8 protein-coding genes are annotated in these 15,380 nt (G+C 70.0%); 4 read left to right on the plus strand and 4 right to left on the minus strand.

All coding sequences use genetic code 11. From position 1 onward, the window contains the following. Positions 1–40 precede the first annotated feature (40 nt). Positions 41–3,388: a hypothetical protein gene (locus tag RN901_RS08560; RefSeq protein ID WP_310757858.1), complete on the plus strand. Its 3,348-nt coding sequence runs from the start codon at positions 41–43 to the stop codon at positions 3,386–3,388. A 28-nt stretch (positions 3,389–3,416) separates the two neighbouring features. On the opposite strand, the gene RN901_RS08565 is transcribed toward RN901_RS08560, so the two are convergent. Genes RN901_RS08565 through RN901_RS08580 form a run of 4 tightly spaced genes read right to left on the minus strand, consistent with a single transcriptional unit; the run spans position 3,417 to position 10,274 of the window. Further along, positions 3,417–4,814 carry a CapA family protein gene (locus RN901_RS08565; protein ID WP_310757859.1) on the minus strand — a complete coding sequence of 466 codons (1,398 nt, stop codon included), beginning with the start codon at positions 4,812–4,814 and terminating at the stop codon, positions 3,417–3,419. A 26-nt stretch (positions 4,815–4,840) separates the two neighbouring features. Continuing rightward, on the minus strand, positions 4,841–6,970 hold the full coding sequence (locus RN901_RS08570; protein WP_310757860.1) for a CehA/McbA family metallohydrolase: 2,130 nt from the start codon (positions 6,968–6,970) through the stop codon (positions 4,841–4,843). Continuing rightward, positions 6,967–8,655, minus strand: coding sequence for an amidohydrolase (locus tag RN901_RS08575; protein ID WP_310757861.1), 1,689 nt, complete (start codon positions 8,653–8,655; stop codon positions 6,967–6,969). Before RN901_RS08575 ends, RN901_RS08570 begins: the two co-directional genes overlap by 4 nt. After that, on the minus strand, positions 8,655–10,274 hold the full coding sequence (locus RN901_RS08580; protein WP_310757862.1) for a D-aminoacylase: 1,620 nt from the start codon (positions 10,272–10,274) through the stop codon (positions 8,655–8,657). Before RN901_RS08580 ends, RN901_RS08575 begins: the two co-directional genes overlap by 1 nt. Before the next feature lie 239 nt (positions 10,275–10,513). On the opposite strand from RN901_RS08580, the gene RN901_RS08585 reads away from it, so the two are divergent. Genes RN901_RS08585 through RN901_RS08595 form a run of 3 tightly spaced genes read left to right on the plus strand, consistent with a single transcriptional unit; the run spans position 10,514 to position 15,361 of the window. After that, the gene (locus RN901_RS08585) at positions 10,514–13,102 is read left to right on the plus strand and encodes a CehA/McbA family metallohydrolase (protein ID WP_310757863.1); all 2,589 of its coding nucleotides are present in this window, start codon (positions 10,514–10,516) and stop codon (positions 13,100–13,102) included. Between the two features lie 16 nt (positions 13,103–13,118). After that, positions 13,119–13,736, plus strand: coding sequence for a PH domain-containing protein (locus RN901_RS08590; RefSeq protein ID WP_310757864.1), 618 nt, complete (start codon positions 13,119–13,121; stop codon positions 13,734–13,736). Then, a complete protein-coding gene (locus tag RN901_RS08595) occupies positions 13,733–15,361 on the plus strand; it encodes a PH domain-containing protein (RefSeq protein WP_310757865.1) in 1,629 nt (542 codons plus the stop codon). Before RN901_RS08590 ends, RN901_RS08595 begins: the two co-directional genes overlap by 4 nt. Positions 15,362–15,380 lie beyond the last annotated feature (19 nt).

A 15,380-nucleotide genomic window follows, 5' to 3' on the forward strand; every position in this document is an offset into this window, starting at 1 on the left:
GTTCCCGCGGGAACGTCATTCTTGAAGCTGGGAGGCGATGATGCGCCATCACGATCCCTCGCCGTCGCTCGGGATCCTCCTTTCGATCTTCCTCGTTCCCACGCTGGCCTGTGCGGAGCCGGAACCCGTACCGGATCGGGACGCGGCAGGCAGGCTGGTGGGCGGTTCGGCCGACGCGTCGGTGCTCGACGTGCTGGAGTGGCGGCCGATCGGCCCGTGGCGGGGCGGGAAGTCCATCGCCGGGGCCGGGCACCCAACGGAACCCGGCGTGTTCTACATGGGGAGCACGAACGGGGGCGGCGTGTGGAAAACGGACGACGCCGGGGTGAGCTGGCACAACCTCTCGGACGGGTACTTCGGGACGACGACCGTCGCTTCGCTGGCGATCTCCGAGTCGGATCCCAACGTCCTTTATGTCGGGACGGGGGACGTCTCGTTCCGCACGAACATCTCGCGCGGTGACGGCATCTATCGTTCCGACAACGCCGGACGCACGTGGCGGAACATGGGGCTGGCGGACACCCGGAACCTCTCGGCGATCGAGGTCCACCCGCGCAATCCCGGCCTTGTCTACGCCGCATCGCACGGGCACGGGTTCATCCCGGACGAGAACCGCGGCGTGTACCGCTCCCGCGACGGCGGCGAGACGTGGGAGCGCGTCCTGTACGTGGACGACGAAACCGGGGTCATCGACCTCGTCATGGACCGGAGCGCGCCCGGTACGCTCTACGCCGCGACGTGGAACGGACGGCGCTTCCCCTGGACCATCAAGGACGCGGGGCCCCGCAACGGGATCTGGAAGTCGACAGACGGCGGGGACTCGTGGGAGGAGATCACTACCGCGCCCGGACTCCCGGCGGGCCTAAAGGGGCGGATCTCGCTCGATATCTCCCGGTCGCGGCCGAATCGGGTGTGGGCGCTGATGACCGCCGAGGGCGATGGGACGGGCGGGCTCTACACGGCGGACGCGCCCGGACAGGCGGACTGGCTTCCGTGCCGCGACTACTACTGCTCCGGCAACGGGCTCTATCGCTCCGAGGACGGCGGCCGCAGCTGGGAGCGCGTGGCCGATAATCCGAATTTCTTCCAGCGTCCGTGGTACTACACGCACGTCGCAGCCGACCCCACCGATCCGGATGTCGTGTACGTGCTCAACACCTCGATCTGGAAGTCGACGGACGGGGGCGAGACCTTCACCGCCCTCACGACGCTCCCGCACGGCGACCACCACGCGCTCTGGATCGACCCGACGGATTCGCGCCGCATGCTGGGCGGGGGCGACGGTGGCGCGACCGTGACGCTCAACGGGGGCCGCACCTGGTCGTCGGTCGAGAACCAGCCCACGGGCCAGATGTACAACGCCTCGGTCGATGACGACTTCCCCTACAACGTGTGCGCGCCGCAGCAGGACAACACGAGCATCTGCGTGCCCAGCCGCTCCGACGAGGGCGCGATCTGGGACTACCAGCGCTGGACGACGGCGGCGGCCGAGAACGGGGGGATCGCGGTCCATCCCGACCGGCTCGACGTGAGCTACGGGGGCGACCACCACTGGATCGCGCGCGTGGACCGCTCGACGGGCGAGCGCCGCTGGATCTCGGTCTGGGGCGAGAACTACTACGGCACGGGCGAGGACCAGCTCCGCTACCGCCAGGTGTGGGACGTCAAGCTCTTCCTCTCACCCCACGACCCCGATGTCATGTACACGGCGACCCAGTACGTCCACCGCTCGACGGACGAGGGCGAGAGCTGGGCGGACATCTCCCCCGACCTCACGCGCGCCGACGAGACCCGCTTCGAAGCGACGCCCCCCTCCGATCGTGGCGAGTTCTGGGGCCTCACGCGCGAGAATGTGGGAATCGAGTGGTACGCCGCGATCGCGAGCATCGCCGAGTCGCCCGTGCGGGAAGGGGTGCTGTGGACAGGCTCGAACGACGGCCTCGTCTACGTCTCGACGGACGGCGGAGGAAGCTGGGAGAACGTGACGCCGCCCGACATGGAGCCCGACACCTGGGTGAGCGTGGTCGAGCCGTCGCGTCACGATCCGGCCGCCGCCTACGTCTCTGCGAACCGGCATATGATGGGCGACGACACGCCTTCGGTGTGGGCGACCTCGGACTACGGCGCCACCTGGCGCCGCATCGACGCGGACTTCCCCGCGCACGACTTCGTGTGGGTCGTGCGGGAGGACGACGAGCAGCCGGGACTCCTCTATGCCGGTGCGGAGTGGAGCGGCGTGTGGGTGAGCCTGGACGACGGGGAGAGCTGGCACTCGCTGCGGCTCAACCTGCCGGTCACTCCGGTGCGCGACATCAAGGTGAAGGAGGGCGACATCGTCGCGGCCACGCACGGGCGCGCGCACTGGGTCCTCGACGACATCTCGCCGTTGCGGCAGCTCGCGGCGGCGGGCGTAGCGCTGAGGAGCGGAGGAGGAGGACCGGGCGCGGACGACGGCGTGCGCCTGTTCACGCCGCGGCCCACGATCCGGTTCCGCGAGATGGTTACGCGCGCCACGTTCGGCGGCCTCTGGATGCCCAACCCGCCGAGCGGCGTCGTCTTCCGCTACTACCTGCCCCGCGCCCCCGAGGGCGAGGTCCGGCTGTCGATCCACGAGGCGGGCGACGACGGGGCCGCCGGGGCGGAGATCCGCACCTTCTCGAGCCTGGGTGCCGCCCCCGAGCCGGGGCCGGATCTCATCGACCCGGCGGACCTCGTGGAGCCGGGGCTCCCCGCCGAGGCCGGGGCGAACGCCTTCGAGTGGGACATGCGTTATCCGGAACCCGTCGACTGGGTCCCGAAGACGCTCTACCGCCATCGAGATCCGTACGGGCCGCTGGCGCCGCCCGGCCGCTACGAAGCGCGGCTGACGGTGGACGGCGAGACGTTCGCGGCCCCCTTCGAGATCGTGCCGGACCCGCGCGTGGCGACGCCGCAGGCCGAGTTCGACGAGCAGTTCGGGTTCCTGATGGCGATCCGGGAGAAGATCGGCGAGAACCACCGGGCGGTGGCGCGCATCCACAACCTGCGACGGAGGATCGTGGAGGCGATCGAGGACGCCGCGGGGACGGAGGGCGCCACGGACATCGCGCGCGCGGGGGCCGAACTCGACGCCCGGCTGTGGGAGATCGAGGACCATCTGCGCCAGTTCCGGCCCTCGCGGGAGCATCGTGCCAAGCAGGAACTCATCAACTGGCCGGTCCGTCTCGACGACAAGTTCGCGAAGCTGCTCGAACACGCCGAAGCCTCGGACGCGGCCCCGACCTCGCGCGACCGCATGCTGTTCGACGACCTCTCGGAACGTCAGGAGGAGCAGATCGAGGAACTCGGTTTCGTCGAGGAAGGCGAAGCCGCCCGCTTCTTCGACGCCGCCGAACGCGGAGGCGCATGAAGTGTCTGGCGACCAGCGTCGGCGGCGGCTAGCGTCGCCAGACGCCGACGCCGTTCTCGTAGTGGATCTCGGTGCCGTAGGGACGCGACAGCTCCGCGAGGTGCTCGATGATCCTGCGGCCCAGTTCCTCCGGCGCGATCCGCGGCGTCCCCCGCCGCCCGCGTGGCGCCTTCCAGCTGAGTTCGATCGGGTGGAAGATGATCTCGACCACCTCTTCGCCCTCGAAGGTCGCGACCGGGACCACGCTCTCGTACCACTCGGACCCGATGGGGAAGCCCGTCGTGGGGTTCCCGTCCTCGTCCACCTGGAAGCGCGTGTCGTAGATCTCCGACGCGAGCCGGTCGAGGGGGATCCCGTAGCGGTCGCGCTGATCGGAGGGCATGGGGTCGATCGTCTCGTTCTGGAAGATGAAGTTCGCCAGCGAGTAGAAGATCGGCCGACCCTTGTAGATCTCGACGCCGCGGAGCTGATGCGGCCCGTGGATGATGAACGTGTTCGCCCCCGCGTCGATCGTCTGCCGCGCGAACTCCTCCATCCACGCCGGCGCCGTCACGAAGGCGTTGCCGGGCTCGTGCGAATGGCTGTTCACGACGACGTAGTCGGCCTGATCCGTCGCGTTCCGCACTTCGTGGAGGACGCGCTCGCGGTCCACGTCGTTGAGCGACACGGTCGCGCGGTCCTCGTCGCCCGGAAACACGGTGGAGCCGAACACACGGACGGGCGCGTTCGGGTCGTCCGACACGTTCGCACCCTGCCGGCGCGCCACCTCCCGCAGCGCGGCCATCGTCTCCGGCGACCCCTCGTAGCGCGTGCTCAGCCGCAGCGGGTTCAGCCCCGGCCGCCCCTGCACGGTGGGCCCGGCCTTCCCGGCGCGCGACATGGGCGTGAAGGTCGACGCCATCCCGATGAGCGCGATCCGGCCCTTCGGCGTCTCCAGATACCCGGGGCGGCTGGCCCAGCCCAGGTTCTCGCCGGTCCCGGAGTGGATCAGGCCCCACTCGTCCATCAGCCGGTTCGTAAGGCGCATGCCCTCGACCCCGTAGTCCGTCGAGTGATTGTTCGCCCGGTTGTAGAGGTTGAACCCCATGTCCACGAGGTCCTTCAGCGTCTCGGGCGAGCCCACCTCGTAGTTGCCGCCGTTCTCCGCCGCCGGCCAGCCGGTGAACTCCTGCAGCCGGAACACGGATTGCTCGAGGTTCAGGAACGCGGCATCCGTCGCGCGGATGATGTTGGCGAGGTCGTGGAAGCCCGGATCGCCGGGGTGATCGAACGGCGCCGTGCGGCGGTTCATGATCACGTCGCCGACCGCGGACAACGTCCAGCGCGTCTCGGAATCGATCGGCGAAAGGCTCTGCGCATGGGCGTCGGACCAGCCCGCCGGCGCGAGGACGGCGAAGCAGAGGGCCAGGAGAGCGGGGCGGCGCATGGGGTCCTCCTTGTGACGGAATCCTGTCATTCGGGAAATGCGGCGGTCGCGGCGCGGGCGCGGTCGAGGAGGGCCTGGTAGCGGGCGTCCGCCTCTTGCACGCGCGGTTCGAGTTGGAGGCGCTGCTCGTCCCAGTGCTCCTCGAGGAGGCGGGTCGTCTCCCAGTATTCGAGGTCGCCCGCGGGCCGGATCGGCTCCGTGAGCAGTTCCTGCAGCTTGGCCCGGTGGCGGGCGACGAGGTCGGGCACGGCCTCCAGCTTCCACCACGGATCGTCCTCGACGACGACGAACACGGGGGCGCTGTGCGCCACCGTCATGTCCCGCTCCCCGTCGCGGTCGCCGAAGGCGCGGACGGCAACCCACAGGCTCTCGTCGGCCTCGATCTGCGTTCTGAGCCGCAGCCGGTCGCCGTCCCCGGATGTTTGGGTCGCGGTCGCGACGACCTCGCCGTGGACGACGAGTTCGAGCCGGTTCAGGCGATCGATGTCGGGGTTGAGGAAGGCCCTGGCCACGATCTCGAGGCTCTCCCCGCGCGCGACGCGCAGCTCGGAGCCCATCTCCCGCCCGTTCACGCGGAACTCGAGGAAGGGCCCGTTGCTCACGTAGGTGTGGCCGGAGCGGTAGGCGTTGTACCACTCGTTCGGGGCGAACGGCCCGTCCAGCTTCACGTACGTGCGCTCGACCCCCGGCAGCGTGGGCCCGAAGTACGGATAGTCTGCACCCGCGATCGGACGGACGTTGAAGCCGAGGTTGAGGAAGCTGTACCAGATATCGTCGTACAGGCGCCCGCCCTGCAGGACCTCGATGAAGTCGACGAGGTCGAACGGCACGTCGAGCGCCAGCCCCCGCTCGCCGTTGAAGAGTTGGCCCATGTGCGCGTAGCCGGAGATCCCGCCCTGGGCGCGCGATTCCTCGAACACCCGGTGGTAGAGAAAGTAGGACTCCGGGTCCTGGCGGATGGGGCGGCGCAGGTTGTGATGGATCGTGTGTCCGCGCTGGACGGTGCGCGGGTCCTCCTGTCCGGACACCAGCGCGTGGCCCTCGCGCACGTATTGCCCTGCCTCGCCCCACGCCGGCTGCTTGAAGTGCGTGACGGCGATGTTCCCCATCTCGAGCAGGTTCGCGACGTGGATGTCCTCGGCGGCGACCTGCGCCCACACGGCGTCGTCCTCGGTGTGGTCGCGCGCGATGTGAACGTGGGAATCGCCGGAGTACCAGCCCTCCGCCGGTAGGTCCGCGTAGCGCTCGAGCGAGACGGTGAGATCGGTCGTCTCATCCGCGCGCACCTCGATGGTCCGCCGGTAGCCGCGGTACTCCGGACCCCGCGTCGCGACAAGTTCGTAGTTGCCGACCGGGAGGCGAGCCTCGTACTCCGCGTCGACGTAGAAGGCGAGGCGGTGCTCGGAGGGCCACCACGTGCGCGGGTTCACCCACAGGAGCCGGACCTCGTCCACGAAGCGGTGCACGAGGACGGAGCGCTCGGAGGGGAGCGGAGCGCGGCCGGTCTCGTCGTAGAGACCGAAGCGGGCCGGGATCGGACGCCCGCTCGCCGCATCCTCGACCGCCAGGCGCAGCGTGCCGTAGCCGGGCGGGACGGGCGTAGCGTGGCTCCGCACGACCTCGATGTCGCACAGGGCGATCCCCTCCGGGCCGCCGATGGCGAGGTCCGTGTCGCGGATGCCGTGCGCGGCGAACCTGGCGCGCTCGAGCGTCACGCGTGCGGTGGCGAAGGTCGAGCCGGTCTCGGGTTCGATGGTCGCCGACTCGCCGATCCCGTCGCCACCGTTGTCGTTGAACCCGACGCTGAACGGGCCCGTGAGTTCCGGCGCGTAGGTGACCACGAGGTCGACGGGCTCATCGATGTCGAACGCGAACCCGTCCTCGATGTCGAGCGCGAAGAGGGGGCCGACGACGCACGTCAGGTCGTCGATGTCGCGCGTCTGGAACGGGTTGCCGCGGCCGTACATGCCGAGTTCCGAGCGGGCGACGCCGAGCGTGCGGGCGATGTTCTCCCGCGGCCACTCGAGTTCGACGACGAAGCGGGCCTCGCTGCCGTGCGGGGGGGAAGGCGCGCCCTCCCCCGCCGGGCCGGCGGCTCCGGAGACGAGGAGGCCGGCCCCGGCCAGCAGGCCGATCCGGCGGACGCGGGCGGTCACCGCTCGTACACGATCCGGCCGCCCACGACGGTCAGATCGACCTCCATCGATTCCAGGCATGGGTCCTCGCACTCCAGCACATGGTCTGTCGTCACGACGAGGTCGGCGGCCATCCCGACCTCGAGCGTCCCCTTCTCGTTCTCTTCGAAGGTGAGATGCGCGTAGGCGCTTGTCGCCGCGCGCAGTGCCTCCTCGCGCGTGATCGCCTGGGCCGGATCCAGCACGCCCGCGCTGATCGTGCCGCGCGTCGTAAAGTGGTGCAGCATCCACCACGGGTCCCAGGGGATGACGGGGGAGTCCGTCCCCAGCGACACCGGAATCCCGGCATCGAGGTAGGCGCGCACGGGCGTGGTCCAGGCGGCGCGCTCCGCCCCCCAGTACTTCACGAGGCTCGGTGCCGCCACGTAGAGGTGGTTCTGCGCGGTCACCGAGAGGCCGAGCGCCCGCATGCGCGGGAAGTGGTCGTCCCGGGGGATGAACCCGTGTTCGATGACCCAGCGGAGGCCGTCGATCGGCGCATCGGCGTGCGCGGCCTCGTAGCCGTCGAGAACGAGGTCGATGGCCGCGTCGCCCACCGCGTGCGTCGCCACCCGCCAGCCCTGCCGGTGAAGTTCGCGGACGGTCTCGATGAAGCGCTCGGTGGGCACGGTCTGGAGGCCGTGGAAGGTGCCGCCCTCGCCCCAGGGTTCCTCGTACGGCTCGCGCATGAGGCCGCCCTCGAAGCCGCCGTCCACGCCGAGCTTCACGCCGCCGACGCGGAGCCATTCGTCGCCCTCGTCCATGGCCGGCCACGTGGCGAGGGCGTCGGCGAGCGGCGGCGCCCCGGCGCCCCGGGGGGCGCGGAGGACGTAGTTCACGCGCAGGGTGAGCCGGCCCTCGTCCCTTAGGCGCTCGATGGCCCGGTACTGCTCCGGGGGGCCGCCCGGGTAACGGATGCTGGTCAGGCCGCGGGCGTTGAGCGCGGCGTATTCCTCGGCCAGCGCGTCGAGGACGGCGGCCGGGGCGGGCGGCGCGGCCGCCGGCAGCGTCACGAGGTCCTTGGCGCGGTCGACGAGTTCGCCGTTCAGCCGCCCGTCCGGGTAGCGTCCGATGCGGCCGCCCGGCACCTCCGGCGTCGATTCGTCGACGCCCCAGCGGGCAAGCGCCGCGCTGTTCAGCACGTACTCGTGCCCGCCGCGGACGACGACGACCGGCTGCCCGGGCGCCGCGCCGTCGAGGTCGTCACGGTAGGGGAGGCGGTGCTCGGCAAGCTGCCCCTCGTGCCAGTCGCGGTTCGTGACGATCAACTCGCCGGGCGCGGTCTCGAGCGCGGCGGCGGCGATCGCGTCGATCACGTCCGCCATCGATCGCGCGCCCGTCAGGTCGACGCCGGGGCCGCCCCCGATGCCGTGGTAGTGGTTGTCGGTGAGCCCGGGGATCACGGTGCGGCCGCCCAGTTCGACGACCCGTGTGTCCGGCCCCGCGAGCGCCCGAACTTCTTCCGAAGTTCCCACCGCCGCCACGCGGCCGTCGGCGACCGCCAGTGCCTCCACCGTTCCCGGCTCCCCCATCGTGAGGATCTCCCCGTCGACGAGGACGAGATCCGCCGCCTCCGACGGGGCCTCCGAGCAAGCCGCGAGTCCAAGCGCCGCGAACCCAAGCGCTGCCAGCGCGACCCCGGCTCGTGAAGGCAGGATCGTCGCCATCACAGGCCCCCTCCCGTCTCCCGGCGCAGGAGCCTGCCGGGCTGTGCTTCCGTCAGCGCGCCGTCATCGATCACGGGCACGCCGTTCACGAACACGTAGTCCATCCCCTCGGCATAGCGCATCGCGTCCCCGAACCGGGCCATGTCCCGTACCTCCTCCGGATCGAAGATGACGAGGTCCGCCGCCATCCCCGGCGCGATCAGGCCCCGGTCCGCGAGCCCCAGGCGGCGGGCGGCGAGCGACGTCATGCGGCGCACGGCGTCCTCCAGACTCAGGATCCCGTCCTCCCTCACGTACTTCGCGATGACGCGCGGGAAGGCCCCGAACGCCCTCGGATGCGAACTCGCCGTGGTCGCGGGGTTCACGGGGGAAGCGTCGGTATCGATCATCACGAACTCGGCCCGGAGCGCCTGCCATTTCTGCTCCTCGTTCATGCTCTCCGGGTTCACGCTCACGCCGCCGGCCCGCACGAGATCGAAGAACGCGTCCCAGGGATCGGTCCCGAGGAGGTCCGCCGCCTCGGCGACCGAGAGGTTGATCACCCGCGCGTCCACCTCGTCGGGGGCCGAGACGATGAGGACCTTGTCCCAGTCCATTCCCACGTGGCGGTACCAGTTCTCCCAGTCCGACGTCGTCTCCACCTCGCGTCGGAGTTCGGCCCGCACCGCGGGGTCGGACAGGGTCTCCAGAAAGGGAGCCCTGCCGCCCGCGTAGTGCCGCGGGTGGAGGAAGGACCCGAGGCCGATTCCGTTCCGGATGTAGGGATAGATGTCCGCCGTCACGTCGATCCCGGCCACGCGCGCCGAATCGATGAGGGCGAGGGCCTCGGCCATCAGCGGCCAGTTCTCCTGTCCCGCCGCCTTGAGGTGGTAGATGTGGACGGGGGTGCCGGCGCGGACGCCGATTTCGATCGCCTCGCGGATCGCCTCCAGCACGGAATGCGACTCGTTCCGCATGTGCGTGAAGTAGGTGCCGCCGTACTCGCCAGCGACGCGCGTGAGTTCGACGAGTTCCTCCGTCGTCGCGTACACGGCGGGCGGATAGATGAGGGAGGTGGAGGTCCCGACGGCGCCGTCCTCCATCGCCTGCCGGACGAGCGCCTTCATCTCCTCGAGTTGCTCGGGCGTCGGCTGCACGTCCTCCTCGCCCAGAACCACGCGCCGCACCTGTGTGAGTCCCACGTCGTGGACCACGTTGATCGGGATCCCGATGCGCTCGACGTGCGCGAAGTACTCGGCGTACGTCCGCCAGCGCAGTTCCTCGCCGTTCACGACCGGGCCCTCGGGCTGGGTGGCGTCGCTCTGGGGCGCGGCCGACCCGCCTTCGCCGGAGAGGTAGGTCGTGATGCCCTGCCGGAGCTTGCTCTCGGCGCTCGGAGGATCCGTGACGAGGACGACGCTCGACTGGCCCATCATGTCGATGAAGCCGGGGCTCACCACGCGGTCCGCCGCGTCGATCGTGCGCGTCGCCGGGTGGCCCGAGAGGTTCCCGACGGCCGCGATCCGGTCGCCGCGGAGGCCGACGTCGCCCCGCACCCAGGGATTCCCCGCCCCATCCACGATCCGCGCCCCGGTGATCAGCACGTCGAACGGCCCCGCCGGCGTCGACGCCTCCTCCATCGCGCATCCGGGAAGACCGGCTGCGAAGAGACAGACTCCCAGCACAGCGAGCAGCGGAGCCGTTCTCGGTGCCCCCCGCGGCCCGTCGTGTCTCGCGTTCACTGATTTCATTGGCCAGTCCCGGGAAGGGGCGAGTTTGGGTGTCCCATCAAGGATCGACCGGGCGTCGTCTGGCGGCAACCGCACACGTCGGCCAGTGTTGGGGACCGAATCCTGGCTCTACCGTTCCGGAGGCTGACATGACGCCGACGCCGCGCACCCTTCGACTGTTCGGATTCCTTCTGATCGCCGGCGGCGGGTTCGCTGCCCTGCCGCTCGCGGGGCAGGACGACCTGGAGCGGTATCCGGGGCCGTTCCCGGGCGGGTATCCGGCGATGAGCGGGATCGGGGGGTCGGGGAAGATGTACATGGAGAGCTACTTCCCGCCCCCGGTCACGGCGTCGCCCACCTATCCCGCGTTCTCGCCCGATGGCGCGTCGATCGCCTTCGCCTACCAGGGGCGGATCTGGGCGGTCCCGGCCGAAGGGGGCGTGGCGCGGCAGCTCACCTCCGGGGCCGGCTACCACTCGCAGCCGAGTTGGTCTTCCGACGGTCGTCATATCGCCTACGCCGCGGACATCGGTCTCAACCTCGACATCTTCCTGCTCGACCTCGAGAGCGGGGACTCCCGCCGGCTGACGGAAGATCCGGCGATCGACATGCGGCCGCGGTTCTCCGGCGACGGCTCCAGGATCCTGTTCACGACCGGACGGGATGGGACGTTCGACCTCTGGGTCTACGACCTCGAGGCGGAAGCCATGGAATCGGTCATCGCCCACCCGGGGGCGAACGACATGGCCGGGGACTGGATCGGCGACACGGGCGACATCGTCTTCGTCTCCAAGCGCGGCGAGGCGGCGCTCGGCTCGGGCTCGCTGTGGCGCTGGAGCGCGGACACCGGCGAGGCCGAACTCCTCATCCGCATCGAGACGAACTACCAGGCCTCGCCGGTCGTGGCCCCACACGGAGGCTCGGTGGCCTACGTCACCGATGCCTCGGGGAACAACGACATCTACCAGGTCCCGACCTACCGGGCGTCCGCGGCGCAGGACCGCTCCAGTCCGGGGATCCAGCAGGTCCGGCTCACGCACACCCGCACGGACGAGTACTTCCCCTCCTGGTCCCCCGACGGGGAGCGCCTGGTCTACGCGAGGAACGGGGGTCTCCACGGCGAGGACCGGACGACGGACGGCGGGATGGGGTTCGGGCTCTACACGACGGGGCGCGGGGGCGGCGAGCCGGTCCCGGTGCACATCGAGGACTACGCGTGGTCCGAACCGACGGGCCGGGTGCAGGTCCGCGTCAGCGACGCGAACGGGCGGCGGGTCCCCTCCCGCATCTACCTGGAGGCGTCGGACGGGCGGAGCTACTTCCCCGACGGCAGCTTTCCCCGCGTCCTGAGCGGGCCCGAGGACTACTACTTCCACACGGACGGGAGCTTCTCCGTCACCCTTCCGGTCGGGACGGCCGAACTGGAGGTGTGGCGGGGCTTCGAATACGAGCCCGTCGCGCAGACCGTCCAGGTGCGCGCCGGCGAATGGACCAATGTGGACGTCCGGCTGGAGCGCTGGATCGACATGGCCGCGGACGGCTGGTATTCCGGCGACAATCACATTCACCCGAACTATGGCGGCCACTATTTTGTCACGCCGCTCGACCTCGGGAACAAGGCGCTGGCGGAAGACCTCAATGTGGCGAACGGGATGATCGCCAACTATTGGGCGAACAGTCGCGTGGAGGACCTGGAACACTTCCTCGGCCACCCGCATCCGCACCCTGACCCGCGCACGATCGTCTACTACAACGAGGAGTACCGGCCGAACTTCTTCGCCCACATGTCACTGCTGAACCTCGTGGAACTCATCACACCGTTCTACATCGGCTATGAGGGGACGGCCTTCCGTGAGCTCTATCCCGACAACGCGGCGGTGCTCAGGCGCGTGCACGAGCAGGGCGGGATCGGCGGCTACGTGCACCCGTTCGGGCTCAGCCACCGCGGGGCAGCGGATCCGGTGCCGAGCGGGGCGCGGGAGCTGCCGGTCGACGCGATCCTGGGGCTGGCCGACTTCGTGGACGTCTCCTGCATCTGGAGCGACGAACTGGGGACGGCCGCGATCTGGTACCGCCTGCTCAACACCGGCTCGCGGATCCCGGCCACGGCGGGGACGGACGCGATGACCGACATGTGGCGGCATCCGGCCGTGGGAACGACGCGCTCGTACGTCTACACCGGCGAAGAGGACCTCGACTACGACGAATGGGCGGACGCGATGGCCGCGGGCCACGCCTTCGTGACGAGCGGACCCATCCTCACGCTCGACGTGGACGGCATGGGGATGGGCGAGGAACTCGCGGTATCGCGCGGCGAGAGCGTGAGGGTCGCGGTCACCGCGCGCTCGCTGTTCGAGATGGAGCGGCTCGACATCGTCCGGAACGGCGAGATCATCCACACCGTAGAGGCGAGCGGCGACGGCCGCACACTCGAGGCGGAAATCGACGTCGCCATGGACGGGAGCGGCTGGATCGCCGCGCGGGTCCTCGGGCCGGCGCAGCACGGCGCCATGGACAGCTACCTGTTCGCACACACGAACCCCGTGTTCGTCATCGCCGATGGCGAACCGATCCGGTCGGGGGAGGACGCGGCGTTCTTCGTGCGCTGGATCGAGCGTACGCTCGACGACATCCACTCCATGGATCGCTGGGACGACCCGGCCCACAAGGCCGAAGTCATCGCAACGTTCGAGGAAGGCCTCCGCTTGTACCAGGACCAGGCGAACGATGGTCGCTGAGGGCCGCGGGGCAGCCATGTCGGCGACCCCGGCACTCGAAGTACCCGGTGACTTCGTCAACCCTCACGTACCGCTCGACGCCCTGCCCGGCGCGGAAGCCGTCGATTGGGTCCCACTTCACTCCCGTTTCGCAAGGCGTCTCCAGGTCGGGGCGGCCATCCGGTCCACCGTCTACGTCGTGGCCGCCGGGGCGTTCCAGATGGCGGTATCCCCTCGCAACCGGGCCGCTATCGCCGAGTCCGTGCCGTGGCTGCCGACCCTCCTGTGGACGGCCTTGGGGGCCTTCTGCGTGTGCTCCATCGTATGGCCGCTGATCGCCGTCCCGCGTCGGGGGTATGTCGTCCGCGAGAAGGACCTCCTGTACAAGTCCGGCGTCCTGTGGCGCTCCGTGAAGGCGTTCCCCTTCAACCGCGTGCAGCACACCAAGCTCCACAGCAATCCGCTGGACCGCCGGTTCGGCCTGGCCAGCCTGTCGGTCTTTCCGGCGGGAGGCGGCCTCGGCAACCACGTCCGCGGCTTGGGACGGGAGACGGCCGAGCGGCTGCGCGTGTACGTCTCGGAACGAATCGAATCCGGGACGCCCGCTGCGGATTCCGCCGAACACTTCGAATCCGCGGGGGACGCCGGCCGGTGAATTCGCCGAACCCCGGCGATTGGCAGCGCTCCTCCCCCTTCGCCCTTCTCTTCTTCGCCGGAAACGTCGTCAGGATCCTGGCACGAGCGATGATGGGCGCCCTGATCCCGCTGATCGCGATCATACCCCTGGTGCGGGACGATCCCGGCGCTCTCGGGATTCTGCTCCTCGTGCTCGGGGCGGTTCTCCTGCTGCCCTTCGTCGTGGGCGCGGTTCAGTGGGCTTGTTTCAGATTCCGGATCGCCGGTGACCGACTCCTCATCCGCAGAGGCGTCCTCAAGAAGACCGCGCTGGACCTCCCCTACGAGCGCGTGCAGGGCATCAACGTCAGGCGGTCCCCGGTCGACCGCCTGTTCGGGCTGGTCACAGTCACTCTCGATACGTCGGGCTCGGTCCAGGCCGAGGGCAAACTGCCGTCGATCAAGACGGAGGTGGCCCACCGGCTGCAGCGCAGCGTGACGGCGCTTCGACCCGTCCTCGGAGGCCCCGCCGCGGGCGAGGGGGACTCGGCGGCCGCGGGCGCCAGCGGGTCGGCCGCTCCGGCGGAAGCGCGGTCCGGCGTCGAACCGGACCCCGCCCTTCTCCGGCTCGGCCCGGCCGACATGGTGCGCATCGGACTCGCCAGCCGGAACTTCATCTTCGTGGCGGCGTTGATCGGCGTGCTGACCGATCTGCTGCAACCGGGCGATTCTCTGGATCCTGTCCTGGAGGCGGTCGAGGCCGGCGTCGACAGTGCCGCGAGCGCGTTCACCAGTCTCGGGGCGCTCGCCCAGGTGGGGCTCGCGGCCGCCGTGATCGCCTGCATCGCGGGCGTGGCGCTCCTCCTCACGGTGACCGCCGCGTTTCTGCGGCACCACAACTTCACGCTCCGCCACGACGGCGGCAGGTTCCGTTCGTACGCGGGCCTCCTGACGCAACGCGAGGTCGTGGTCGAGGCGCCGAAGATCCAGCAATTGACCGTGAGCCAGGGCTTGGTGCTGCGGTGGCTGCGACGGTACCGGCTATACGCCCTCCCGGCCGCGGCCGTCTCCCCGGACGCGGGCCGGGTCGCCGCCATCGAAGTGCCGGATGTGCTCGAGGTGCCGCTCCTGGGTGACCGGCTCGCCGAGGAGTTACGGACGCTGATGTTCGAGCGGGAAGCGACGGCGGTTCCCGTTCTGCCCGGAAGCCTGGGTCTCAAACGGGTGTCGCCCCACTACATTCGCGCGCTCGCCCTGCGTTACGCGCTCGTCCTGGCCGCCGTCTTCGGAACCCTCCTGCTGCTGGCGGGGACCGGAGTGTTCGCCCGCACCTCCACGATTCTCTTCTGGTGGGCCGCATCCATCCCGGCCGCTGCGCTCGCCGCCTGGCAGCGGTGGCGCCGACAAGGATACGCGTACGACCGCGACGGACTGGCGAGCCGCAGCGGATTCCTGGGAAGCGAGGTGAAGGCGTTCCCCCTCAGGAAGGTGCAGTCCGCGACCGTCCGGCAGTCCCCACTGCAGCGCCGGAAGGGACTGGCTACGCTGCGGGTACAACTGGCGTGTGGGAGGATCACGGTCCCGTACATCGACCGCCGTGTGGCTCGTGCGCTGCGGGACTACATCCTGTACCGGGTGGAGTCCTCACGCCGACGCTGGCATTGACCGAGCAGTCCGTCGGAAG

It is taken from the genome of Candidatus Palauibacter soopunensis (assembly GCF_947581735.1).
Lineage (GTDB): Bacteria > Gemmatimonadota > Gemmatimonadetes > Palauibacterales > Palauibacteraceae > Palauibacter > Palauibacter soopunensis.

Bases quoted from the DNA above. Each gene is read 5' to 3' on its own strand.
- RN901_RS08565 (WP_310757859.1), bottom strand. From the start codon at position 4,814: ATGCGCCGCCCCGCTCTCCTGGCCCTCTGCTTCGCCGTCCTCGCGCCG.
- RN901_RS08580 (WP_310757862.1), bottom strand. From the start codon at position 10,274: ATGGAGGAGGCGTCGACGCCGGCGGGGCCGTTCGACGTGCTGATCACC.
- RN901_RS08560 (WP_310757858.1), top strand. From the start codon at position 41: ATGCGCCATCACGATCCCTCGCCGTCGCTCGGGATCCTCCTTTCGATC.
- RN901_RS08575 (WP_310757861.1), bottom strand. From the start codon at position 8,655: ATGGCGACGATCCTGCCTTCACGAGCCGGGGTCGCGCTGGCAGCGCTT.
- RN901_RS08585 (WP_310757863.1), top strand. From the start codon at position 10,514: ATGACGCCGACGCCGCGCACCCTTCGACTGTTCGGATTCCTTCTGATC.
- RN901_RS08590 (WP_310757864.1), top strand. From the start codon at position 13,119: ATGTCGGCGACCCCGGCACTCGAAGTACCCGGTGACTTCGTCAACCCT.